Annotated in this window: 24 protein-coding genes; 17 read left to right on the top strand and 7 right to left on the bottom strand. The window is 60.9% G+C overall.

The genetic code is table 11. From position 1 onward, the window contains the following. Window positions 1-47: 47 nt before the first annotated feature. Window positions 48-821 (bottom strand): hypothetical protein, encoded by a 774-nt coding sequence (locus BMZ10_RS10555; protein WP_093461131.1) that lies wholly within the window; start codon window positions 819-821, stop codon window positions 48-50. Further along, window positions 814-1,089: a DUF1145 domain-containing protein gene (locus tag BMZ10_RS10560; RefSeq protein WP_093461134.1), complete on the bottom strand. Its 276-nt coding sequence runs from the start codon at window positions 1,087-1,089 to the stop codon at window positions 814-816. The genes BMZ10_RS10555 and BMZ10_RS10560 overlap by 8 nt, the downstream gene beginning before the upstream one ends. Here BMZ10_RS10560 and BMZ10_RS27410 point away from each other — a divergent pair. Beyond that, window positions 1,088-1,279, top strand: coding sequence for a hypothetical protein (locus BMZ10_RS27410; RefSeq protein WP_143070282.1), 192 nt, complete (start codon window positions 1,088-1,090; stop codon window positions 1,277-1,279). The two genes, BMZ10_RS10560 and BMZ10_RS27410, sit on opposite strands and share 2 nt — an antisense overlap. On the opposite strand, the gene BMZ10_RS10565 is transcribed toward BMZ10_RS27410, so the two are convergent. After that, window positions 1,269-1,970, bottom strand: a complete 702-nt coding sequence (locus tag BMZ10_RS10565; RefSeq protein WP_093461136.1) for a PA1041 family peptidoglycan-binding anchor lipoprotein — start codon at window positions 1,968-1,970, stop codon at window positions 1,269-1,271. The genes BMZ10_RS27410 and BMZ10_RS10565 overlap by 11 nt on opposite strands. Before the next feature lie 280 nt (window positions 1,971-2,250). Here BMZ10_RS10565 and BMZ10_RS10570 point away from each other — a divergent pair, with 280 nt between their 5' ends. Further along, window positions 2,251-2,748 carry a DUF6231 family protein gene (locus BMZ10_RS10570; RefSeq protein WP_093461139.1) on the top strand — a complete coding sequence of 166 codons (498 nt, stop codon included), beginning with the start codon at window positions 2,251-2,253 and terminating at the stop codon, window positions 2,746-2,748. A 10-nt stretch (window positions 2,749-2,758) separates the two neighbouring features. Further along, complete coding sequence (locus BMZ10_RS10575; RefSeq protein ID WP_093461143.1) at window positions 2,759-3,232, top strand: YchJ family protein; 474 nt, start codon at window positions 2,759-2,761, stop codon at window positions 3,230-3,232. Between the two features lie 11 nt (window positions 3,233-3,243). On the opposite strand, the gene BMZ10_RS10580 is transcribed toward BMZ10_RS10575, so the two are convergent. Continuing rightward, window positions 3,244-3,819: a hypothetical protein gene (locus BMZ10_RS10580; RefSeq protein ID WP_093461147.1), complete on the bottom strand. Its 576-nt coding sequence runs from the start codon at window positions 3,817-3,819 to the stop codon at window positions 3,244-3,246. A 110-nt stretch (window positions 3,820-3,929) separates the two neighbouring features. Here BMZ10_RS10580 and BMZ10_RS10585 point away from each other — a divergent pair, with 110 nt between their 5' ends. From BMZ10_RS10585 to pdeM, 13 genes are all read left to right on the top strand, one after another. Continuing rightward, complete coding sequence (locus tag BMZ10_RS10585) at window positions 3,930-4,415, top strand: LEA/WHy family protein (protein WP_093461151.1); 486 nt, start codon at window positions 3,930-3,932, stop codon at window positions 4,413-4,415. A 4-nt stretch (window positions 4,416-4,419) separates the two neighbouring features. Beyond that, window positions 4,420-4,626 carry an SEC-C metal-binding domain-containing protein gene (locus BMZ10_RS10590; protein WP_062387914.1) on the top strand — a complete coding sequence of 69 codons (207 nt, stop codon included), beginning with the start codon at window positions 4,420-4,422 and terminating at the stop codon, window positions 4,624-4,626. A 123-nt stretch (window positions 4,627-4,749) separates the two neighbouring features. Further along, window positions 4,750-5,394 (top strand): glutathione binding-like protein, encoded by a 645-nt coding sequence (locus BMZ10_RS10595; protein ID WP_093461154.1) that lies wholly within the window; start codon window positions 4,750-4,752, stop codon window positions 5,392-5,394. A 365-nt stretch (window positions 5,395-5,759) separates the two neighbouring features. Continuing rightward, complete coding sequence (locus tag BMZ10_RS10600) at window positions 5,760-8,243, top strand: penicillin acylase family protein (RefSeq protein ID WP_093461158.1); 2,484 nt, start codon at window positions 5,760-5,762, stop codon at window positions 8,241-8,243. A 336-nt stretch (window positions 8,244-8,579) separates the two neighbouring features. Then, complete coding sequence (locus BMZ10_RS10605) at window positions 8,580-9,632, top strand: ligase-associated DNA damage response exonuclease (protein ID WP_093461162.1); 1,053 nt, start codon at window positions 8,580-8,582, stop codon at window positions 9,630-9,632. Further along, window positions 9,629-11,350 (top strand): ATP-dependent DNA ligase, encoded by a 1,722-nt coding sequence (locus BMZ10_RS10610; RefSeq protein ID WP_093461165.1) that lies wholly within the window; start codon window positions 9,629-9,631, stop codon window positions 11,348-11,350. Before BMZ10_RS10605 ends, BMZ10_RS10610 begins: the two co-directional genes overlap by 4 nt. Before the next feature lie 388 nt (window positions 11,351-11,738). Next, complete coding sequence (locus tag BMZ10_RS10615; protein WP_062387926.1) at window positions 11,739-12,521, top strand: transporter substrate-binding domain-containing protein; 783 nt, start codon at window positions 11,739-11,741, stop codon at window positions 12,519-12,521. Between the two features lie 84 nt (window positions 12,522-12,605). After that, the gene (locus BMZ10_RS10620; RefSeq protein WP_093461168.1) at window positions 12,606-13,334 is read left to right on the top strand and encodes an ABC transporter permease; all 729 of its coding nucleotides are present in this window, start codon (window positions 12,606-12,608) and stop codon (window positions 13,332-13,334) included. After that, entirely contained in the window at window positions 13,331-14,041 is a 711-nt protein-coding gene (locus BMZ10_RS10625) for an ABC transporter permease (RefSeq protein ID WP_093461171.1), read from the top strand. Before BMZ10_RS10620 ends, BMZ10_RS10625 begins: the two co-directional genes overlap by 4 nt. 9 nt (window positions 14,042-14,050) lie before the next feature. Continuing rightward, window positions 14,051-15,169 carry a succinylglutamate desuccinylase/aspartoacylase family protein gene (locus BMZ10_RS10630; RefSeq protein ID WP_093461174.1) on the top strand — a complete coding sequence of 373 codons (1,119 nt, stop codon included), beginning with the start codon at window positions 14,051-14,053 and terminating at the stop codon, window positions 15,167-15,169. 13 nt (window positions 15,170-15,182) lie between these two features. After that, entirely contained in the window at window positions 15,183-15,947 is a 765-nt protein-coding gene (locus BMZ10_RS10635; protein ID WP_093461177.1) for an ABC transporter ATP-binding protein, read from the top strand. 295 nt (window positions 15,948-16,242) lie between these two features. Then, on the top strand, window positions 16,243-18,735 hold the full coding sequence (locus BMZ10_RS10640) for a ligase-associated DNA damage response DEXH box helicase (RefSeq protein WP_093461179.1): 2,493 nt from the start codon (window positions 16,243-16,245) through the stop codon (window positions 18,733-18,735). After that, entirely contained in the window at window positions 18,732-19,388 is a 657-nt protein-coding gene (gene pdeM / locus BMZ10_RS10645) for a ligase-associated DNA damage response endonuclease PdeM (protein WP_093461182.1), read from the top strand. The genes BMZ10_RS10640 and pdeM overlap by 4 nt, the downstream gene beginning before the upstream one ends. Before the next feature lie 79 nt (window positions 19,389-19,467). Here the strand turns inward: pdeM and BMZ10_RS10650 are convergent, their stop codons facing one another. Then, a complete protein-coding gene (locus BMZ10_RS10650; protein WP_093461190.1) occupies window positions 19,468-19,689 on the bottom strand; it encodes a hypothetical protein in 222 nt (73 codons plus the stop codon). 121 nt (window positions 19,690-19,810) lie between these two features. Continuing rightward, window positions 19,811-20,377 (bottom strand): dCTP deaminase, encoded by a 567-nt coding sequence (gene dcd, locus BMZ10_RS10655; RefSeq protein ID WP_017126297.1) that lies wholly within the window; start codon window positions 20,375-20,377, stop codon window positions 19,811-19,813. Between the two features lie 320 nt (window positions 20,378-20,697). Between dcd and BMZ10_RS10660 the strand changes: the two genes are divergently transcribed. Beyond that, entirely contained in the window at window positions 20,698-20,907 is a 210-nt protein-coding gene (locus tag BMZ10_RS10660; protein WP_002554837.1) for a cold-shock protein, read from the top strand. 193 nt (window positions 20,908-21,100) lie between these two features. Here the strand turns inward: BMZ10_RS10660 and apbC are convergent, their stop codons facing one another. After that, window positions 21,101-22,195: an iron-sulfur cluster carrier protein ApbC gene (apbC, locus tag BMZ10_RS10665; protein ID WP_093461193.1), complete on the bottom strand. Its 1,095-nt coding sequence runs from the start codon at window positions 22,193-22,195 to the stop codon at window positions 21,101-21,103. Window positions 22,196-22,259 lie beyond the last annotated feature (64 nt).

Here is a 22,259-nt window from a genome sequence, read left to right on the forward strand (position 1 = left end):
ATCGTTGCCCGCACGCGCATGTTTCAGCGTCGGACCGCGTGACGCGCTTACAGCTTGCGCACGCTCACCGAACCTGCGGCCCCTTGTGCACCTGACTGGCCCTTTTCCCCGTTCTTGCCCGACTTCGCGCCATCGGCGCGGTACACGATACAGCCCTTGGAAGCGCCACCTTTGCCGCCGCGACCGCCTTCACCCCCCGCGCCACCAGCCCCGCCCTGGACATTGACTTGCACGTGATCATCCGGGAAGGCCGCAGGCAGTTCCAGCCGCACCAGCGCACCGGCCGCGCCCTCACGGCCGTTTCCGCCGTTGTCACCGTCGAAACCGCGACTGGCCGATCCCCAGGTGCAGCCCGGGTTCTCGCCGTTGCCGCCATCCAGACCCACGAACCCCGGCGATCCCGCACCGCCGCGGGCGTCGATCGACAGCAGGTCGGCCGTCAATTGCTCGACCCGGACGGTGAGGTTGCGACCTGGCAACGGTGCTTTCTCGAACGTGCCCGGCGCGCCGCGTGCCGTGATTTGCGCGCCGCTGCCCAGCTCGCCCCGCTTGACCTGCAGGCTGAACGGCTGAGGACTCGGCACGATGGCGATGCGTGACTCATGCCCCATGACCAGTTGATCGACCTTCACCTCGGTCAGGCCGGCGGGGATCAGCAGCGTGCCGTAATCGGCGACCTCCAGCCGCTCCAGTTGAAGCACGCTGGTGTTGCTCGGCAGACGCATCAGCGAGTGCGGCTCCACCGAGATGGCCTGCGCCATCACCCAGGAACTGCTCAGGGCCGACAGCAGGCCCGCTGTCATCAACAACGCGTTACGCATGGTGAACCTCCGCCTGACGGCGACCGAGTGAATGCAGGTGAAAGATGCCGAAGAAAACGATCTGCAGACGGTCGCGCCACGGATGAGGTCGCCCGCGCAAGCTGCCATTGAAAAGGAGCACTTCCAGCAGGTGAGTCAGCAATAAAAAGCCGCCCGCCAGTTTGATCAACACGTCAAAAGGATTTGGCAGGACAACGACCGCGTTGACCAGTACGACCAGCCAGAACCCCAATGTCAGGATTTTTCCCAACCCCCAGAACAACTTCATGAAACGCCCCTGCTGTTTTTTTATTTCCGTGCGGCGAAAACGCTTCGCGCACAGTAAGGCCAGAGCAACGACTATGCCAGAAGATGATTTCAAAAATCTGCGCAATCAGGCGCGCGTCGTCCCGCCTGGCGGCCATAAAAAAACCCTGCCGAAGCAGGGTTTTCCGGATCACGCATCAATCAGCGATTGATCTTGATTTCCACACGGCGGTTCAACGCACGGCCATCAGCCGTTTTGTTGTCGGCCACTGGACGCGCTTCACCGTCGCCTTCGACTGAGACGAACGCACTGCGAGCAATGCCTGCGCTGACCAGATAATCAGTCACCGACTGCGCGCGTTTTTCCGACAGTTTCTGGTTGTAAGCATCGCTGCCTACGCTGTCGGTGTGGCCGCTGACGTGCAGTTGCACGTTCGGCGCTTCGGTTTTCAGCTTGGTCGCAACCATATCCAGTTGCTGTTTGTCGCCTGGGGTCAGCGTTGCCTTGTTGAACTCGAAGTGCACATCGCGAATGGTGATGATTTCTTCTTTAGGCAGAACGACCGGCGCTGCGACAGGTTCTGGCGCTGGCGTCACGATCGGGCAACCGGTCGCATCGACTGGCGTGCCTTTTGGCGTATCAGGGCACTTGTCGACGCTGTTCAATACACCGTCGCCATCATCATCGCCATCGCCGTGAGCCCAGCAGTAGGCACCGGCCATTACGCCGACCGCGCCGCCCAGGCCCGCTGCCACGGAGGCGGACTGAAATGCACCGATAGCGGCACCGCTCAGCACGCCGCCTGCCGCACACAGAGGCCAGTCGGTCTTTTGCAAGCCGGCACAGCCCGTCAATACACTGGTAACCAAAATCAGAGGTAACGCTGTCCGAATCATGCTCATACAGTTCTTCTCCTTTGGTATCGGCTAAAACCGACTGGGGTGGAGTAAAGACGGCACTTAGCCATTCTTCAACTTCACAGAGGCTGCGCGTGGCAATAAACAGTGGGTGATTACTGCGTTGCGTCAGGCCGGCCGAAAAGTCGAAGAAAATCTGTCCCTTTATTTGAATAGCCTTTTGCCTTCACTCGTACGCTTTGTCAGGACGACGAATGAAAAAGTTCAAGCACTAGGCCATTAAGGTTCGGCGCGCTAACCTTGCGGGCTACATTGAGGGATTCTGATGACCGACAGTTTTTCCACCCGCACGCCCCAACAGGCCCTCGCCGCCCTGCTCGATCGCTATGCGCCCAAGCGGCTCTTGCTGATCGGAGCAGACAGTTTTCCGGCGCTGCAGGCCTTTCAGGAGGCTCATCCGGAGACCGAACTGGCCCTCGCGGCGCCCGGCCCGCTTCCCCCCGAGCTTGCTGCGCGGCGCTTTGACCTGGCCCTGGTCGTCGACTGTCTGGAACACATTTCCAAGCGCGCAGGCCTTGAGCTACTGGGCGGCATCCGCAATCTCAACGCCAGCCGCATCGCCGTGCTGGCCGACCTGCACGCCTGCGGCTGGCAGACCACGGATTTCTATTCACTGGCGCTGCAGGCCAGTGAGCGTTTCGCCAGAGATGAACAAGTGCTGACCCTGTTCACCTACGATCTGCGCGAATACAAACAGGTACCGGACTGGCTGAACGCGAAGTTCTGGGCCAACCCGGAGAATTTCGGCAAGTACTGGTGGTGAGACTCGCATCATGAGCAGCGCAATCTGTCCCTGCGGCAGCGGCAATCTTCTGGTCGCCTGCTGCGGCCGTTATCACGCCGGTCAGCCCGCGCCCTGCGCCGAAGCGCTCATGCGCTCACGCTACAGCGCTTACGTGCTCGGCCTGATCGACTATCTGTTGGCAACCACGCTCCCCGCGCAGCAACATGGCCTGGATCGCGACTCGATCCGTCAATGGAGCGCGCAAAGCACCTGGCTCGGACTTGAGGTCGAAAGCGCCGAACTGCTCGGCGGCAAACCTGAGCACGCTTTTGTCACCTTTGTCGCCCGCTGGCATGACGCAACGGGCGAACACAGCCATCGTGAAAAATCAGCGTTCGTGCAGAATCAGGGCCGCTGGTATTTCATCGATCCGACGGTTTCGCTCAAGACCACGCGTAATGACGCCTGCCCTTGTGGCAGTGAGCAGAAATTCAAGAAGTGTTGCGCCGGGTACATGGCCTGAAGCCGGCGCTGTCACGCCAGCTTCAGGTGTGAAATATCGGGTACACGCGCCTGTTCGACACGCCGGGACTCACCCATGTCGCTGCCGGCAGGCGCGAGGCTCAGGCCGGAAAGATCGAGCCTGGGGGCGACCGGTTCCGCCTTCGGGTCCTGCACATCTTGCCCAGGCTCGGACAACGTGAAGTCCGGCGCCTCGACATCGACGAACGCTGCGGCGTAGACATCCCGAGGCTCGAGTCGCGACTTCTGCTCTGCTTTCGGCCGGCCGGAAGCAGGCGCAGCGGGGGACGTTGTCTTGCGCGTCCAGGTGGGCTCGTCGGGCGGCGGAGCGAGCTCCACTTCCTCGACTTCGACCTGCTCGGGCATTTCCACTACCTCGACACGGGCGCCGGCGCGCTCCAGTGTCGAGCGATATTTTTCGGCGCCCGCCTGATCAAGATTATTCTTGAGCACCAGCCGGCGACCGGAGAACAGCAATGCGATACGCTGGGCATCGGCCTGGAACAGCTTGGCCATGTTCGCCTGGACCCGATCCAGCTGCGCGCCCGGAACCAGTTGGCCGGAAAATACAATTTCATAGCGTTTCATGGGTCAATACTCCTTCGACACATCGCGTGAGTATGGCGCAGGCTCAGTAGAACAGCGAGTTGCCCTGAAACGGTCGCTTGCTAGACTCAAGCCCGACAGGGAGTGAACCAATGGTGTTTCCGGCAAGCGTGTTCAGAATCTTCGGCTTGTGCATGGCACTGACGCTGACGGGCTGCTCGTCTTTGATCACCGGCGGCGCCGAAGATCCCGACGTCAGGCTGCTCAAGGTCGAGGTGGTCAAGGCCCGACTGCTTCACCAGGACCTCAAGCTGCGCTTTCGCGTCGACAACCCCAACGACTCCAGCATTCTGGTGCGCGGCTTACGCTACAAGGTGATGCTCAACGACATCCTGATCGCCGAAGGCGATTACAGTGACTGGTTCATCGTCAAGGCCGACAGCCACAAGAACTTCTCGGTGCCCATCCGCACCAATCTCTGGGAACACCTCAAGGATGTGACGCGCATGCTGGGCAAACCCAGGCAGCCTATTCATTACCGGCTGGAAGGCAAGCTCAAAACCGGATTTTTATTCGGACATCACGTGCGTATTGGCCGCGATGGCGAGATAATCCCCGGCGATTTGATTCCGGAGTAACCCCATGAACCAGCAAGCCCACGTGCACGGTCCTGATTGCAACCACGATCACGATCATCACGACCATCATCATGACCACGGCCACGTCCACGGCCCGCATTGCAATCACGAGCCTCAAGAGCCGGTTCGCAATGCACTCAAGGATGTCGGTCGCAACGACCCTTGCCCTTGCGGCAGCGAGAAGAAATTCAAGAAGTGCCACGGCGCCTGATTGCCTGCGCTTCATTCAACGGCCTGAGCGATCAGGCCGTTTTCGTTTGTGCGTCAACCATCCGAGAGCGTAAAACAGCGTCAGCCTGAAACGGCAGTCGCGATGACTCATTTGGAGCGTTCCATGATCGATCTGCACTACTGGACCACCCCCAACGGCCACAAGGTTTCCATCTTTCTGGAAGAAGCGGGCCTGCCTTACCGGATTTTCCCGGTGAACATCGGTGCGAACGAGCAGTTCGAGCCCGATTTTTTGAAGATCTCACCCAACAACCGGATTCCGGCCATTGTCGACCATGAACCGGCCGACGGCGGCGAGCCGCTGAGCGTGTTCGAGTCCGGCGCGATCCTGCTTTATCTCGCGGAAAAAACCGGCCAGTTCATTGCCACCGACCGGCGTGGCCGCGAGCAGACGCTGCAGTGGCTGTTCTGGCAAATGGGCGGCCTGGGTCCGATGGCCGGGCAGAATCACCACTTCAATCGGTTTGCCAAGGAAAAGATTCCGTACGCGATCAAGCGTTACGTCGATGAAACCGCGCGTCTGTATGGCGTGCTGGACAAGCGCCTGGCCGATCGTGCCTACGTGGCAGGCGAGCAATACAGCATTGCCGACATGGCGATTTATCCGTGGATCGTGCCCCACACCTATCAGGAACAGAACCTGGACGACTTTCCGAACCTCAAACGCTGGTTCGAGTCGGTTGCCAGCCGCGATGCGGTGAAGCGCGCCTATGCGCTGGTAGACAAGGTCAATCCGCCGAAGCCTTGAGCCGCAATGACCGTTGCAGGCCTAAGCGTGCTCGCAAAGGCAGATTTGCAACCACGGCAAGCACTGGCCTCTTCCCGGCTGAAGCCGGTCCTACAGACGGTGCACGTTTTCGTGGGAACGGTGTTAACCGATCCTACAGACGACGCACGTTTTCCGTAGGACCGGCTTTAGCCGGGAAGGCGTCGGGTGTTACGCCGTTGATCGTAGGGAGACTTCAATGACAGTCGGCCTATTCCTTATGCGTGTGAGGCTTGGGCGGCTGCGTTGAAAAATCCTGAAATAAACTCCTGCCTCCCGCTTGCGTGGCGCCTGCCCGCTCTCTAACGTAGCGCCTTTCCAACGCCTACCCCCGCAGGAGCTTCATCATGGCCTCGCCAGCCCCATCTTTCCTGAAGACGCGACTCAGCACCGCCGCTGTCATGATCGGGCTGTTGAGCCTTGCCGGCTGCCAGCTGGGCGGCGAAGACCGGGATAATCTGCCGCCCACCAGCGGCGTGTTCGCAATCAAGGGGCTGGCGCAGAACGTGTCCGTGCGGCGCAATAATCTAGGCATGCCGCTGATCGAGAGCAACACGTTCCATGACGCCCTGTTCACGCTGGGATACGTCCACGCCAGTGATCGCATCTCGCAAATGGTGCAGATGCGTCTGCTCGCTCAGGGTCGGCTGTCGGAAATCGCCGGGCCGGGCGCGCTGGACCTGGATCGCATGATGCGCGCCGCCAACCTCAAGCAGACGGCCAGCGAGCTGTACAACGCGTCATCGCCACGCCTCAAACGGTTCTTCGAGGTCTACAGCCGCGGGGTCAACGCGTACCTGTTCCGCTATCGCGACAAACTGCCTTCGGACCTGGCCGATGCCGGCTACAAGCCCGAATACTGGAAGCCGGAAGACTCGGCGCTGATCTTCAGCCTGCTCAACTTCAGCCTTTCCGTGAACCTGCAGGAAGAGATTTCCTCGTTGGTGCTGGCTCAGAAAGTCGGTGCCGACAAACTGGCCTGGCTGCTGCCGACCTATCCCGACGAAGCGCTGCCGTTCGCGGAAGCCGACAAGCTCAAAGGCTTGAACCTGAGCAGCCAGATGCCTGGCCTGAGCGATCTGGACAAGGCCGCACTGCAGCTTTCCGACCTGAATCTGCTGGGTGTCTCGGCGTCGAACAACTGGGTGATTTCGCCGCAACGGGCTCGCGCGGGCAAGAGCTTGCTGGCCACCGACAGCCAGCTGCCGGCCACGCTGCCTTCAATGTGGAATTTCGTGCAGATTCGCGCGCCGAAATATCAGGCCGCCGGTGCGACGGTCGCCGGTCTGCCGCTGGTGTTGTCCGGCTTCAACGGCAAGCTGGCGTGGGGCATGGGACCTGCCATGGGCGACAATCAGGACCTGTTCCTGGAGAAGCTCAAGCGTGAAAACAACCGCCTGATGGTCATGGCCGATGGCAAATGGGTCGCTGCCGGCGCTCATGAAGAAACCTATTTCGTCAAAGGCCAGCGGCCCGTGCGCGAGCCTGCTTACGAAACGCGCCACGGACCGCTGCTCAACGCAGGGTCGGCGCAACTGGCCAGTGGCCTGGGCATTGCACTGCAAACCCCGGATGCCAAGGACGACAAAACCCTCGACGCGCTGTTTGACCTGACCCGCGCGCAGAACGTGGAGCGTGCGTTCGACACGACGCGGGAAATCCGCGCAATTACGCTGAACATGGTCTTCGCGGACGCTTCCAGCACCGGCTGGCAAGTGACCGGCCGTTACCCGAATCGCCGTGAAGGCCTGGGGCTCATTCCTTCGCCGGGCTGGGAGGGCCGTTTTGACTGGGACGGCTATGCCGATGCCATGCTGCACCCTTACGACCAGGATCCGCAGCAAGGCTGGATCGCCACCGCCAACCAGCGCACGATGCCGAAGGGCTACGGCATGCAGCTCTCCAATTCGTGGGATTACCCGGAGCGTGCCGAGCGCATTGCCGACCTCGCCAACACCGGCAAGCAGGACACGCGCAGCACGATCAGCATGCAGTATGATCAGACCACTCTGTTCGCTGCCAAATTGAAAAAAATGTTCGAAGCGCCTGGCATGGCCAGACCGTTGCAACAGGCTATCGACGCCTTGCCTGCGGCGGAACGCGACAAGGCCCGGGAGGCGTTCACTCGCTTGATGGCATTCGACGGCCGGCTCTCGCCGGTTTCCGCCGATGCCGCGATTTACGAGTTGTTCCTGCAGGAGAGCGCCAAGCAGATCTTCCTCGACGAACTCGGCCCTGAAAGCAGCCCGGCCTGGAAAGCGCTGGTGCAAAGCGCGGACCTTTCCTACTCGCCTCAGGCTGATCACCTGCTGGGGCGTGAGGACAGTCCGTATTGGGACGACGTGAAAACGCCGCAAAAAGAGGACAAGCCTGCGATTCTGGCACGCAGTCTCGCGGCGGCCATCGTCGCTGGCGAAGCCCGGCTGGGCAGCGATCACAAGGCATGGCAATGGGGCAAGCTACACGCCTACAGCTGGACTTCGCAAAGCGCGCAACTGACCGCGGCAATGAGCGGCAGCAAGGCGAGCCTCGTCAAAGGGCCGATGGCAGCAGGTGGCGATCACACCACGATCAATGCGTCAGGCTTCCATTGGGGGCAGGACTTCGATGCAGCGGTGATTCCGGCAATGCGCATGATTGTCGACTTTGCCCAGCAGGAGCCAATGATGGCGCAGAACGCGGCAGGCCAATCGGGCAATCCGGCCAGCCCGCACTATGCCGACGGCATCGATCCGTGGCTGAAGGGACTTTACATGTCGGTGCCGATGCAGCCCGAGAACTTTGAAAAGGTCTACGGGAAGCAGCGGCTGACCCTGACGCCCGGCAAGTAAGGCCGCGCGGCTACGACGTGAGTAGCGGGGATCAAGGGTGAGTTGGGTCCGGGGTCGGGCCTGGGGCCCGGCCTGGACCCACCTCCCGCTCTTGACTGTGGAAGCGCGGCTTGTCCCGCGATCTGCCGGAAACCAGCAGCAAACCTGTGAATGCGGGGTGTCAGGCCTGATTGGGTCGCCTGATTGGGTCGCCTGATTTTGCTACCGCCGCGGCAGATCGTCCGAGTGCGGCCCAGCGCAAGCGCGCTTTCGCGCAGCCCACACGGCTCGACAAAAAACCGAACTTCCCTCCACCTGAGTCGCTCTACCTGACAAGCCCCCACATCCGGTCATTCCATGGATCTTGTCATTGCGCGCCCCGAAGGTTTGTACTGTCCGCCCGGCGATTTCTACATCGATCCGTGGCGCCCGGTCGAGCGCTCGGTGATTACCCACGGCCACGGCGACCATGCGCGCACGGGCAACCAGCATTACCTGGCAGCCGCTCCCGGCGAAGGTATCCTGCGCTCAAGGCTGGGTCAGGACATCAACCTGCAGACCCTCGAATACGGCGAGTCCATCACCCATCACGGCGTCAAATTGAGCCTTCATCCTGCGGGCCATGTGCTCGGTTCGGCGCAAGTGCGGCTGGAATACAAAGGTGAAGTCTGGGTCGCATCGGGCGATTACAAAGTCGAGCCCGATGGCACCTGCGCGCCGTTCGAACCGGTGCGCTGCCACACATTCATCACCGAATCCACGTTCGGCCTGCCGATTTATCGCTGGCAGCCGCAATCGGAAATCTTCACCGGCATCAACGATTGGTGGCGCGCCAATGCGGCCGTGGGCAAGGCCAGCGTCCTGTTCGCGTATTCCTTCGGTAAAGCGCAGCGCATCCTGCACGGTATCGATCCCGATATCGGACCGATTCTGGTTCACGGCGCCGTTGAACCGCTGAACCGGGCATATCGCGAGGCGGGCGTTCGCATTCCAGAGACCCATTACGCTGGCGACTTCAAAAAAACTGACCCGGCGCTGCGCCAGGCGCTCATCGTGGCGCCGCCCTCGGCCGGCGGCAGTACCTGGATGCGGCGATTTGGCGACTTCAGCGATGCATTCGCCAGTGGCTGGATGATGCTGCGCGGCACTCGACGGCGTCGCGGGGTGGACCGGGGGTTTGCCTTGTCCGACCACGCCGACTGGCCGGGGCTGCTCTGGGCGATTGAAAACACCGGCGCCGAACGGGTCATGGTGACCCACGGTTCGGTCGCCGTGCTGGTTCGCTACCTGCGCGAATCCGGCCTCGACGCCCAAGGCTTCACCACCGAATACGGCGACGAGGAAGACGACGCGCCGAGCAAGACGCACCCCGACGGCGACGGCGCCGAGATTCAGGAGGCATCATCATGAAAGCCTTCGCCGAGCTTTACGCCCTGCTGGATGCCACGACCTCCAGCAACGCCAAGCTGGCCGCCATGCAGCACTACTTTGCGCACGCTGCTCCAGAAGACGCGGCCTGGGCGGTGTACTTTTTGTCAGGCGGACGGCCACGGCAACTGGTGCCCACGCGCCTTCTGCGCGAACAGGCGATGCAACTGTCGGCCCTGCCTGAATGGCTGTTCGAAGAAAGCTATCAGGCGGTCGGCGACCTGGCTGAAACCCTGTCGCTGCTGTTGCCGAAGGCCGAGCACAGCTCCGAAGAAGGCCTGGCGAGCTGGATGGAAAACAAATTGTTACCCCTGCGCGGCTTGCCGCCCGAGGAGCTGTTGGAACGCTTGCCGACTTTCTGGTCGCAGCTGGATCCGCAAAGCCTGATGGTCTGCCTGAAGTTGATCACCGGCAGTTTTCGCGTGGGCGTGTCCAAACTGCTGGTCACCCGTGCGCTCGCCGCATTGGCCGATATCGACAGCAAGCGCGTGGCGCAGCGACTGGTCGGCTACACCGACCTTTCGCACCGGCCGAGCGCCGAGGGCTACCTTAAACTGATCGCCGAAGAGTCAGAGGACGAACATGCCCAGCGCGGCGGACAACCGTACCCGTTCTTCCTCGCCCACTCCTTGCAGCAGCCGGTCGATCAATTCGAGACGCTGCTCGGATCGCCTGAAAACTGGCAGGTCGAATGGAAGTGGGATGGCATCCGCGCGCAAGTGGTCAAGCGCGAAGGCCGCTTGTGGATCTGGTCGCGCGGCGAAGAGCTGGTGACTGATCGCTTCCCCGAACTGCACAGCTTGCTGCAATGCCTGCCCGACGGGACGGTGATCGACGGCGAAATCGTCGTCTGGAAAGCGCCAGCGCCTCAAACCGAAGCCGACAGCGCAGGCGACTTCTCCCTCGAAACTCCGGCTCCCGGTACGCCGGGCGAAGCAACACCGTCCGTGCAACCCTTCGCGCTGCTGCAACAACGCATCGGCCGCAAGACATTGGGCAAGAAAATCCTTGAGGACGTGCCCGTCATCATCCTCGCCTACGACCTGCTGGAATGGCAGGGACATGACTGGCGCAGTCGACCTCAGCATGAGCGGCGCACTCAGCTTGAGGCGGTGATCGCTCAGGCGCAGAGCCCGGTGTTGCTCGCCTCTCCCGTGCTGGGGGGCAAGGATTGGCTGGACCTCGGTCAGCAGCGCGAAGCGTCCCGCAGCCTGGGTGTCGAAGGCATGATGCTCAAAGCGCGCGACTCGATGTACGGCGTTGGCCGGACCAAGGACATGGGCGTCTGGTGGAAATGGAAAATCGACCCCTTCAGCGTCGATGCGGTGTTGATCTATGCCCAACGCGGGCACGGGCGTCGGGCCAGTCTGTATAGCGACTATACGTTCGCCGTCTGGGACGGCCCGCCGCAGTCCAGCGAGCGCACGCTGGTGCCATTCGCCAAGGCCTATTCCGGCCTGACCGATGAAGAAATGCGCAAAGTCGATGCAATCATCCGCAAGACCACGGTCGAAAAATTCGGGCCGGTGCGAAGCGTTACCCCAACCCTGGTATTCGAGCTTGGGTTTGAAGGCATCGCGCTGTCGAAGCGCCACAAAAGCGGGATCGCCGTGCGCTTTCCGCGCATGCTCAGATGGCGGCAGGACAAGCCTGTTACCGAGGCAGACAGCCTGGCGACGCTGCAGGATTTATTATCCTAGGCACCTTTTTGGTGCGTGACGCCCCGAATCGCCTCACGCACATGCTCTCTTGAGCGGCACGCACGCGTCGCTTGCAACGGCGAAAATCGCTACCGGAGAAAACCGGACTGCTACGGTTGGATGCAAACCTGCCGTTTACGGAAACAGCAGGCGCCGGGGATGATTTTTTACGCGCCCTTTTCAACCGTTTCGGCTACTCTCCCCGTGCCTCCGGCGCCCTGAAAAAAGACGAGAGATGGCTCAAAGTCATCATTGCGACAACTCCGTACATTTAAAACGCACGTTCGTCTCTTTGGTTCGGAAATTGCTATCTTTTTGCGGTCTGGCACCTGCCGGTAGCAAGCCTTCGCGTGTTCCCAACGCTCAATTTGGTTTTAAGGACTGAACGATGAAAAAAGCATGGCTGACCCTTTCCGCACTCGCCATCTGTCTGGCCGCGGGTAACGCAATGGCCAAGGAGTACAAGGAGCTGCGTTTCGGCGTCGATCCTTCCTACGCTCCATTCGAATCGAAAGCTGCCGATGGCAGCCTCGTGGGTTTCGACATCGATCTGGGCAACGCGATCTGTGCTGAACTGAAGGTCAAGTGCAAGTGGGTCGAAAGCGATTTCGACGGCATGATTCCTGGCCTGAAAGCCAACAAGTTCGACGGCGTGATCTCCTCCATGACCGTGACTCCGGCTCGCGAGAAAGTCATCGACTTCTCCAGCGAACTGTTCTCCGGCCCGACCTCGCTGGTTTACAAAAAAGGTTCCGGCCTGAGCGCTGACGTTGCCTCGCTCAAAGGCAAGACCGTCGGCTACGAGCAAGGCACCATCCAGGAAGCCTACGCCAAGGCCATCCTCGACAAGGCTGGCGTTAAAACCCAGGCCTACGCCAACCAGGATCAGGTGTACGCCGACCTGGTGTCCGGTCGTCTGGACGCTTCCGTACAAGACATGCTGCAAGCCGAACTGGGCTTCCTGAAGTCGCCACAGGGCGCTGACTACGAAGTCAGCAAGCCGATCGACGATCCGCTGCTGCCAGCCAAGACCGCAGTCGGCATCGCAAAAGGTAACAAAGACCTGAAAGCGCTTTTGGACAAAGGTATCAAAGCGTTACACGATGACGGCAAGTATGCCGAGATCCAGAAGAAGCACTTCGGCGATCTGAATCTGTACAGCGGTAAGTAAGAACACAAACGCCCGTGTCTTCAGCGATCATCCGAATCCCCCGCTGAAGTTCACGGGCGTTTTTATTGACTGTATAGGTTCCACATGTTCGATACTCTCCTGCAAAACCTGGGACTGTCCGCGTTCAGCCTGAAAGGCTTCGGCCCGTTGCTGCTCCAAGGCACCTGGATGACCGTCAAATTATCGGTAATGTCGCTGCTGCTGGCCATCGTGCTCGGCCTGCTGGGCGCCAGTGCCAAGCTCTCCAAGGCCGCGTTTCTTCGCGTCCCGGCCCAGGTGTACACAACGCTGATCCGCGGTGTACCTGACCTGGTGCTGATGCTCCTGATTTTCTACAGCCTGCAAACCTGGCTGACCAGCTTCACCGAAGCGCTGGAATGGGACTACATCGAAATCGACCCTTTCGCCGCTGGCGTAATCACCTTGGGCTTCATCTACGGCGCCTACTTCACCGAAACGTTCCGCGGCGCGATTCTCGCCGTGCCTCGTGGACAGGTAGAAGCCGCCACCGCCTACGGACTCAGCCGCGCCCAGCGTTTTCGTTTCGTGGTGTTCCCGCAAATGATGCGCTTTGCCCTTCCCGGGATCGGCAACAACTGGCAGGTCGTGCTCAAGGCCACGGCGCTGGTGTCGATCATCGGTCTGGCCGATCTGGTCAAGGCGTCACAGGACGCCGGCAAAAGCACGTATCAATTGTTCTATTTCCTGGTACTCGCCGCGTTGATCTATCTGGTCATCACCAGCGTGTCCAACTTTGCCCTGCGCTGGGCTGAACGGCGTTACGCCGCAGGCAGCCGGGAGGCTAAACGATGATTGAACTGCTTCAGGAATACTGGCGCGCCTTCCTTTATACGGACGGCCAGAACATCACCGGCCTGGCGATGACGCTGTGGCTGCTCAGCGCCTCCATCGCCATTGGCTTCGTCGTCTCGATTCCGCTGTCCATTGCCCGCGTCTCGCCCAATCCTCTGGTGCGCTGGCCGGTGCAGTTCTACACCTACCTGTTCCGGGGCACGCCGCTCTATATCCAGTTGCTGATCTGCTACACCGGCATCTACAGCATTGCCGCCGTGCGGGATCAACCGATGCTCAACGCATTCTTCCGCGATGCGATGAACTGCACCATTCTGGCTTTCGCCCTCAATACCTGCGCGTACACCACCGAGATTTTCGCGGGCGCGATTCGCAGCATGAACCACGGCGAAGTCGAAGCGGCCAAGGCGTATGGCCTGACCGGCTGGCGCCTTTACACGTACGTGATCATGCCGTCGGCGCTGCGTCGCTCGTTGCCGTACTACAGCAACGAAGTCATTCTGATGCTGCACTCGACCACCGTGGCCTTCACTGCAACGGTACCGGACGTGCTCAAGGTCGCGCGGGACGCCAACTCGGCGACGTTCCTGACGTTCCAGTCGTTCGGCATCGCAGCGCTGATCTACCTTACCGTGACCTTCATCCTCGTCGGCCTGTTCCGCCTGGCCGAGCGCCGCTGGCTGGCCTTCCTCGGCCCGTCTCACTAGGACAATCGCATGCGACACCAGACCCATGATCTGCTGGCGCCGGTGCCTGGCACGGCGCGGCAGATCCACAGCTTTCACTACGGCCCGGAAAACGGCGCCTGCAAAATCTATATCCAGTCGTCACTGCATGCCGATGAACTGCCAGGGATGCTGGTGTCCTGGTACCTGAAGCAGCGGCTGACCGAGCTGGAAAACGCAGGCCAGTTGCTGGGCGAGATCGTGGTCGTTCCCGTGGCCAACCCGATCGGTCTGGACCAGGTCCTGATGGACATTCCCCTGGGCCGGTACGAGCTGGAAAGCGGGCAGAATTTCAACCGCCGGTTCGTCGATCTGGGCCAGCAGGTGGGCGACGAGGTCGAGCCGCTGTTGACCGACGATGCAGCACACAACGTCGCGTTGATTCGCCAAAGCCTGCGCAATGCCCTTGATGCCTGCATCGGCGGCACTCAGCTGGAATCGCAGCGCCTGACCCTGCAGCGCCTGGCGTGCGACGCCGACATGGTGCTGGATTTGCACTGCGATTTCGAATCGGTCGAGCACCTCTACACCACGCCTGAAGCCTGGCCGCAGGTCGAGCCGCTGTCACGCTACCTCGGAGCGCAGGCCAGCCTGCTGGCGACCGACTCGGGCGGTCAGTCTTTCGATGAATGCTTCACGCTGGTGTGGTGGCAGTTGCAGCAGCGCTTCGAAAAGCGCTTCCCGATTCCGCTCGGCAGCTTCTCGGCCACCCTGGAGTTGCGCGGCCAGGGCGATGTGAATCACGCACTCGGCAGCCGCGACTGCCAGGCGATCATCAGCTACCTGATGCATTACGGCGCCATCGCCGGTGAGCCGGTGGCGCAACCTGAACTGATCTATCCGGCGACGCCATTGGCGGCGGTCGAACCGGTTGCCACGCCAGTCGGCGGCCTGCTTGTGTTTTGTACACTGCCGGGCGAGTACGTCGAGGCCGGGCAACTGATCGCTGAGGTCATTGACCCGATCAGCGACGCGGTGACCCCGATCCATACGGCCAACGCCGGTCTTATGTACGCCCGCTCCTTGCGACGCATGGCAACTGCCGGCATGGTCATCGCCCATGTCGCCGGCACCGAGGCCTACCGCAGCGGCTACCTACTTTCTCCTTAAGGATTTGCCAGTCATGTACAAACTGACCATCGATGGCCTGCATAAAAGCTACGGTGACCACGAAGTGCTCAAGGGCGTTTCGCTGAAGGCCAACGTCGGTGACGTGATCTGCCTGATCGGCGCCAGCGGCTCGGGCAAGAGCACGTTCCTGCGCTGCATCAATTTTCTCGAACAGCCCAACGACGGCGCCATGAGCCTGGACGGCCAGCAGATTCGTATGGTGGCCGACGCCAGCGGCATGCGCGTTGCCGACCCGGCCGAACTGCAGCGCATCCGCACGCGGCTGGCCATGGTGTTTCAGCATTTCAATCTGTGGAGCCACATGACCGTGCTGGAGAACATCACCATGGCCCCGCGTCGGGTGCTCGGCGTTTCGAAGGTCGAAGCCGAGGACCGCGCGCGAAAATACCTGGAGAAGGTTGGCTTGCCTGCTCGCGTAGCCGATCAGTATCCGGCGTTTCTCTCCGGTGGCCAGCAGCAGCGGGTGGCAATTGCCCGCGCGCTGGCGATGGAGCCGGAAATCATGCTGTTCGACGAGCCGACCTCGGCGCTCGACCCCGAGTTGGTGGGCGAAGTGCTGAAGGTGATTCAGGGCCTGGCTGAGGAAGGCCGCACGATGATTCTGGTGACCCACGAAATGGGCTTCGCCCGCAAAGTCGCGAATCAGGTGGTGTTCTTGCATCAAGGTCAGATCGAAGAAATCGGCCACCCCGACGACGTGCTGGGAAATCCGAAGAGCGAACGCCTCAAGCAGTTCCTGAGTGGCAACTTGAAGTAAATTTCCCGAAACCCTCACCCTGTAGGAGTGAGCTTGCTCGCGAAGACTGATTTCCAGACGCTGCATCTCCAACGGATGTACCGGCCTCTTCCCGGCTGAAGCCGGTCCTACAGCGGCTGCAAGTCTCCGTAGGACCGGCTTCAGCCGGGAAGGCGTCGACTATTACGCCGTAGAACTAAGGGGGCGTTATAGACAGTTGGCTCACTCCTGCACGTTCAGCGCCAGACGATAAATCCAGACCAAACTAATCCACTCCCACGACGGTCTCTGAAGTAACCCACTACAGAGCCCGCGCATGCCCAAAACCGTCAATTTTGCCCAGCGCTGGTTCTCCGCTCGCGGCTGGAAGCCTTTCGCATTCCAGAAAGAAGTGTGGGCCGCCGTTGCGCGAGGAGAGTCCGGCCTGCTGCACGCCAGCACCGGTGCCGGCAAAACCTATTCGGTGTGGTTCGCCGCTCTCAATCGGTTTGCCAGAACGATTCCTGAAAAGACCGATGGCACGGCGCGCAAACGCAAGCCGCCTCCCACGCCGTTGAGCGTGCTCTGGATCACGCCCATGCGCGCCCTCGCAGCCGATACCGCACGGGCCCTGGAAGCGCCGCTGCTGGACCTGGACATTCCGTGGAGTGTCGGCCTGCGCACCGGTGATACCAGCAGCAGCGAGCGGGCAAAACAGGGCCGTCGCCTCCCCTCCGCGCTCATCACTACACCTGAAAGCCTGACCCTGTTGCTGACGCGCGCTGACGCACAGGCGACCTTCTCGACCCTCAAGATGATCGTCGTCGATGAATGGCACGAACTGATCGGCAATAAACGAGGCGTTCAGCTGCAACTCGCCATCGCCCGCCTGCGCCACTGGAACGCTGCACTGATCGTGTGGGGACTGTCCGCCACCCTCGGCAATCAGGAGCATGCGCAACGCGTCTTGCTTGGCGAAGGCGGTGTCACGGTGCAGGGCAAGGTCGAAAAACAGCTGACCGTCGACACCCTAATCCCTCTAAGCATCGAGCGCTTCCCTTGGGCCGGGCACATGGGCTTGCGAATGCTGCCGCAGGTGTTGGCAGAGGTGGACAGCAGCTCCAGTTGCCTGCTGTTCACCAATACCCGCGCGCAGTCGGAGGTGTGGTATCAGGCGCTGCTCGACGCTCGGCCCGACTGGGCTGGCCTGATTGCACTGCACCACGGGTCGCTGTCGCGGGAGGTTCGCGACTGGGTCGAACGCGCCCTCAAAGAAGGTCATTTAAAGGCCGTGGTCTGCACATCGAGCCTGGATCTGGGTGTGGACTTTCTACCGGTGGAGCGCGTGTTGCAGATCGGTTCAGCCAAAGGCGTCGCCCGCCTGATGCAGCGCGCCGGGCGCTCCGGCCATGCGCCGGGCCGCCCTTCCCGCGTCACGCTGGTGCCCACGCACAGCCTGGAACTGGTCGAAGCCGCCGCTGCACGCGACGCGGTGGCTGCGCGCCTGATCGAGCCGCGCGAATCCCCCCACAAGTCGCTGGATGTTCTCGTACAGCATCTGGTGAGCATGGCACTGGGAGGCGGTTTCTTGCCTGACGAGCTGCTGGCCGAAGTTCGGACGGCCTGGGCGTATCGCGACCTGACCGATGACGAATGGGAGTGGGCGCTGGCCTTCGTTCGCCATGGCGGTCTGTCGTTGACGGCCTATCCCGATTACCGGCGCGTCGAGCCCGATGACCAAGGCGTCTGGCGCGTGCCGGATGCACGATTGGCACGGCGTCACCGGATGAGCGTCGGCACCATCGTCAGCGACGCCAGCATCAACGTGAAGTACTGGAGCAAGGGCGGTGGCGGCGGCTCGCTCGGCAGCGTCGAGGAAGGGTTCATTGCGCGGCTCAAACCCGGTGATGGCTTCCTGTTCAGCGGCCGCCTGCTGGAGCTGGTGCGCGTGGAGAATATGACCGCCTACGTCAAACGCGCCACCAGCAAAAAGGCCGCCGTCCCACGCTGGAATGGAGGTCGGATGCCGCTTTCCAGCGAATTGGCCGACGCCGTGGTGGAGAAATTCGATTCCGCCGCCCACGGCCATTTCGACAGCCCGGAAATGCACACGGTCAGCCCGCTGCTGGAGGTGCAACGCCAGTGGTCTGCGTTGCCACGTAAAGACACGTTACTGGCCGAAACGCTGAAATCCCGCGAAGGCTGGCACCTGTTCCTGTACCCGTTCGCCGGACGCCACGTGCATCTGGGCCTGGCGAGTCTTCTGGCCTGGCGCCTTAGCAGGGACACGCCCTTGACCTTCTCGATTGCGGTCAACGATTACGGCTTCGAATTGCTGAGCGCTACCCGGATCGACTGGCCAGAACGAATAAGCGCTGCATTGTTCTCGGAGGACCATTTGCTGGCCGACATCATCGCCAGCCTCAACGCAGGCGAGCTCGCTTTGCGCCGCTTCCGTGAAATCGCACGCATCGCCGGTCTGGTCTTCTCTGGCTATCCCGGCGCACCGAAGAGCAATCGACAACTGCAGGCGTCCAGCGGGCTGTTTTTCGAGGTGTTCAAGCAATACGACGCGCAAAATCTGCTGCTTACCCAGGCCGAGGAAGAAGTGCTGCGTCAGGAACTCGATGTGGCGAGACTCGAACAGACCCTGCGCCGGATCAACAGCCGAACGCTGGACATGCACGTGATCAAGCGTCCGACACCGATGGCGTTCCCGTTGCTGGTCGAACGCATGCGCGAAAGCCTCAGCACCGAGAAACTGTCGGACCGCATTGCACGCATGGTGCAGGATCTGGAAAAAGCCGCCGGCCCTGAGGTCATCACATGAGGCCCTACCTGTCCATTGAGCTCGCGGGCGCAGAGCTCTGGTTGTTGGCAGAAAAAGCGATCTATTACCCGGCCTACCGCGCACTGTTGATCGCCGACGCTCACTTCGGCAAAGCCGCCGCCTATCGACGGCTGGGTCAACCGGTGCCGCATGGCACCACAGATGACAACTTGGAGCGTCTGGACAATCTGCTGGCAGGCTACGACTGCGAACAGCTGATTTTTCTCGGCGACTTTCTGCACGCCCCCGAGTCCCACGCGGCACTGACGCTGTCGGCACTCAGGGCCTGGCGCGATCGTCACGCCGGCCTCGCTATCACATTGATTCGCGGCAACCATGACAAGCGAGCCGGCGATCCGCCGCAGGATCTGCGCATCAATGTCGTTCCCGAGCCGCTCATGCTGGGTGCATTCGCGCTTCAGCACGAGCCCGACCCCCACCCGACACATCACGTCCTGGCCGGCCACGTGCACCCTGCATATCGACTGCAGGGCAAAGGGCGCCAGAGTCTGCGCCTGCCGTGCTTCTACCTGCTGGAAGACGTAAGCCTGCTTCCCGCCTTTGGCGCGTTCACCGGAGGCATGAACATCAGACCGGCGCAGGGCGGCCGCATTTACGTTGTAGGGGACGGCGCGGTGTGGGAAGCGAAATAAAAAGTGCAAGACGCTGCCGATCGCCAGGCGAAAAGCAGCCTGCCGACGCGAGGTCGGCAGGCTGGCAGTTGGCAAGTGGTCAGGCTACGGGGGCGGGCGGCGGCTCATCTGGCAACGTAGGCTCACCGGGCTCCTCGGGCTGAGGATAGTCGTTAGGGGTGTCAGGGCTAGGCTGGCCGGGAATCCCGCCAGCGACCATGTTATTCAGGTGCGGATGCGCTAACAGCGACCAAGCCAGCAACCCGACCTGGTTCTGTCCGGGGTCGGCTTCCTTGATGCTGGTTTTGATTTGTCTCTTCATAGGGCACTCCCGAGCGTTGGCCCCATCCGCATGGTGCGGATGGGAACAGTTCAATCAATAGAGTGCCGATTTCGTGACTAATTCAGTTTCAAAATGACCAACGGTGCGCCACGTCACAGACTCAGGTGCGCGGCAGGGTAACGCCGCGCTGCCCCTGATACTTGCCGCCACGGTCCTTGTAGGACACTTCGCATTCTTCGTCAGACTCCAGAAACAGCATCTGAGCGACGCCTTCGTTCGCATAAATTTTCGCGGGCAGCGTCGTGGTGTTGGAGAATTCCAGCGTCACGTGGCCTTCCCACTCTGGCTCAAGCGGCGTGACGTTGACGATGATGCCGCAACGTGCATACGTGCTCTTGCCCAGGCAGATGGTCAGGACGTTGCGCGGGATGCGGAAATACTCGACGGTGCGTGCCAGGGCGAAGGAGTTCGGCGGGATGATGCAGACGTCGCTCTTGATGTCGACGAAGCTCTTTTCGTCGAAATTCTTCGGATCGACGGTCGCGGAATTGATGTTGGTGAACACCTTGAATTCGTCGGCGCAGCGCACGTCGTAGCCGTAGCTCGACACACCGAAGGAGATCAGCCGGTCAGCACCCTCGCCGCGCATCTGGCGCTCCACGAACGGCTCGATCATGCCGTGCTCTTGCGCCATGCGGCGAATCCACTTGTCCGATTTGATGCTCATGGCGGTGTCCTGAATAGCGAGGTGAAAAAGATGTCCGGCATCTTACCGGGCCGGGGCCTCCGGTTCAAAGGCTGTCCATTCGACCCTGGCGCTTCGGACGATGCCCATTTGCCATGGTTAGAAATAAATGGAACAAGCCCATTGGCACGTATGAAAAAACCGGTTAAGGTGGGTCCACTGTGTTGCTTGTGTCACTGAGAATCTCTACACGATGTTGAATTTCGATCCAACCATCTCCAAGAATTTTTCCTGCTCTTTGCACTCAGTCTCGGCCAGGGCTCTTCCTGAGTCGCAGTTAACTTTGTCCAAGGAGATACACCATGTCCAATCGCCAAACCGGTACCGTTAAGTGGTTCAACGATGAAAAAGGCTTCGGCTTCATCACTCCACAATCCGGTGACGACCTGTTCGTACACTTCAAAGCAATCCAGTCCGACGGCTTCAAAAGCCTGAAAGAAGGCCAGCAGGTTTCTTTCATCGCTACTCGCGGTCAGAAAGGCATGCAAGCTGAAGAAGTTCAAGTTATCTAACTTGTACTGATTCGCTTAAAAAACCCCGCCCTCAAAGCGGGGTTTTTTTATGCCTGCAGGTTTTGCACAGCGTGCAACACCCGTAGAACTGAGCTTGCTCGCGGTGCCTGTCCGGACTGCTTCAGCGACCGAACGCCAGCGAGCAACCCCACCCTGACGAGTGGAGTTGCACGTCAGACCGGACGATCTCCCGTTAATCGTCGCTGACGGAAATGTCAGGCATCGCAGGCGTTGCCGCTTCCTGCAGGACGATGCGCGCGCCGACGTGACGCGCCAGCTCCTGATACACCATCGCAATCTGGCTTTCCGGTTCGGCGATGGCTGTGGGCTTGCCCCCATCGGCCTGCTCACGGATCAGCATCGACAGCGGCAGCGAAGCCAGCAGCTCAACGCCGTATTGGGACGCAAGCTTCTCGCCTCCGCCCTCACCGAACAGATGCTCGGCATGACCGCAATTCGAACAGATGTGGACCGCCATGTTTTCGACGACGCCCAGCACGGGAATGTTGACCTTGCGGAACATCTCCACGCCTTTTTTGGCATCCAGCAATGCCAGATCCTGCGGCGTGGTAACGATGACCGCCCCCGCAACCGGGACCTTTTGCGCCAGCGTCAGCTGGATGTCACCGGTGCCTGGCGGCATGTCGATGACCAGATAGTCCAGATCGTTCCAGGCGGTCTGAGTCACCAGCTGCAGCAGCGCGCCGGAAACCATCGGCCCGCGCCAGACCATCGGCGTGTTGTCATCGGTCAGAAAAGCCATCGACATCACTTCGATGCCATGCGCCTGGATGGGTACGAACCATTTCTGGTCCTTGATCTGCGGACGCGTGCCTTCAGCAATCCCAAACATCACGCCTTGGCTGGGTCCATAGATGTCGGCATCAAGAATGCCTACCCGCGCACCTTCACGCGACAAAGCGAGCGCCAGGTTGGCAGCGGTGGTGGATTTACCCACGCCACCCTTGCCGGAGGCGACGGCGACGATGTTTTTGACGTTGGCCAGGCCAGGAATCTGGCCCTGTGCCTTGTGTGCGCCGATCAGCGTATCGACCTGCACCTTGGCAGACGCCACGCCATCGAGGTTCCCGATCGCCATTTGCAGCATCTGCGCCCAGCCGTTCTTGAACAGGTCGGCAGCGTAGCCCAGCTGCAGCTGAACGCTGACGCGATCACCTTCGATGTCGATCGCCCGCACGCAGCCGGCACTGACCGGGTCTTGGTTCAAATAAGGATCGGTGTACTGGCGAAGGACGGCCTCCACCGTTGCGCGGTTGACAGCGCTCATGGGTCACTCCCGAAAAAGACTGAGCAAAACAGGCGGCTATCCTACCGCGTTCGTCGGAATAAGA

Origin of the sequence: Pseudomonas sp. NFR16 (assembly GCF_900108875.1) — a bacterium.
Taxonomy (GTDB): domain Bacteria; phylum Pseudomonadota; class Gammaproteobacteria; order Pseudomonadales; family Pseudomonadaceae; genus Aquipseudomonas.

Coding starts and splice junctions, on each gene's coding strand:
- BMZ10_RS10555 (WP_093461131.1), bottom strand. CDS start 821: ATGCGTAACGCGTTGTTGATGACAGCGGGCCTGCTGTCGGCCCTGAGC.
- BMZ10_RS27410 (WP_143070282.1), top strand. CDS start 1,088: ATGAAACGCCCCTGCTGTTTTTTTATTTCCGTGCGGCGAAAACGCTTC.
- BMZ10_RS10560 (WP_093461134.1), bottom strand. CDS start 1,089: ATGAAGTTGTTCTGGGGGTTGGGAAAAATCCTGACATTGGGGTTCTGG.
- BMZ10_RS10565 (WP_093461136.1), bottom strand. CDS start 1,970: ATGAGCATGATTCGGACAGCGTTACCTCTGATTTTGGTTACCAGTGTA.
- BMZ10_RS10570 (WP_093461139.1), top strand. CDS start 2,251: ATGACCGACAGTTTTTCCACCCGCACGCCCCAACAGGCCCTCGCCGCC.
- BMZ10_RS10575 (WP_093461143.1), top strand. CDS start 2,759: ATGAGCAGCGCAATCTGTCCCTGCGGCAGCGGCAATCTTCTGGTCGCC.
- BMZ10_RS10580 (WP_093461147.1), bottom strand. CDS start 3,819: ATGAAACGCTATGAAATTGTATTTTCCGGCCAACTGGTTCCGGGCGCG.
- BMZ10_RS10585 (WP_093461151.1), top strand. CDS start 3,930: ATGGTGTTTCCGGCAAGCGTGTTCAGAATCTTCGGCTTGTGCATGGCA.
- BMZ10_RS10590 (WP_062387914.1), top strand. CDS start 4,420: ATGAACCAGCAAGCCCACGTGCACGGTCCTGATTGCAACCACGATCAC.
- BMZ10_RS10595 (WP_093461154.1), top strand. CDS start 4,750: ATGATCGATCTGCACTACTGGACCACCCCCAACGGCCACAAGGTTTCC.
- BMZ10_RS10600 (WP_093461158.1), top strand. CDS start 5,760: ATGGCCTCGCCAGCCCCATCTTTCCTGAAGACGCGACTCAGCACCGCC.
- BMZ10_RS10605 (WP_093461162.1), top strand. CDS start 8,580: ATGGATCTTGTCATTGCGCGCCCCGAAGGTTTGTACTGTCCGCCCGGC.
- BMZ10_RS10610 (WP_093461165.1), top strand. CDS start 9,629: ATGAAAGCCTTCGCCGAGCTTTACGCCCTGCTGGATGCCACGACCTCC.
- BMZ10_RS10615 (WP_062387926.1), top strand. CDS start 11,739: ATGAAAAAAGCATGGCTGACCCTTTCCGCACTCGCCATCTGTCTGGCC.
- BMZ10_RS10620 (WP_093461168.1), top strand. CDS start 12,606: ATGTTCGATACTCTCCTGCAAAACCTGGGACTGTCCGCGTTCAGCCTG.
- BMZ10_RS10625 (WP_093461171.1), top strand. CDS start 13,331: ATGATTGAACTGCTTCAGGAATACTGGCGCGCCTTCCTTTATACGGAC.
- BMZ10_RS10630 (WP_093461174.1), top strand. CDS start 14,051: ATGCGACACCAGACCCATGATCTGCTGGCGCCGGTGCCTGGCACGGCG.
- BMZ10_RS10635 (WP_093461177.1), top strand. CDS start 15,183: ATGTACAAACTGACCATCGATGGCCTGCATAAAAGCTACGGTGACCAC.
- BMZ10_RS10640 (WP_093461179.1), top strand. CDS start 16,243: ATGCCCAAAACCGTCAATTTTGCCCAGCGCTGGTTCTCCGCTCGCGGC.
- pdeM (WP_093461182.1), top strand. CDS start 18,732: ATGAGGCCCTACCTGTCCATTGAGCTCGCGGGCGCAGAGCTCTGGTTG.
- BMZ10_RS10650 (WP_093461190.1), bottom strand. CDS start 19,689: ATGAAGAGACAAATCAAAACCAGCATCAAGGAAGCCGACCCCGGACAG.
- dcd (WP_017126297.1), bottom strand. CDS start 20,377: ATGAGCATCAAATCGGACAAGTGGATTCGCCGCATGGCGCAAGAGCAC.
- BMZ10_RS10660 (WP_002554837.1), top strand. CDS start 20,698: ATGTCCAATCGCCAAACCGGTACCGTTAAGTGGTTCAACGATGAAAAA.
- apbC (WP_093461193.1), bottom strand. CDS start 22,195: ATGAGCGCTGTCAACCGCGCAACGGTGGAGGCCGTCCTTCGCCAGTAC.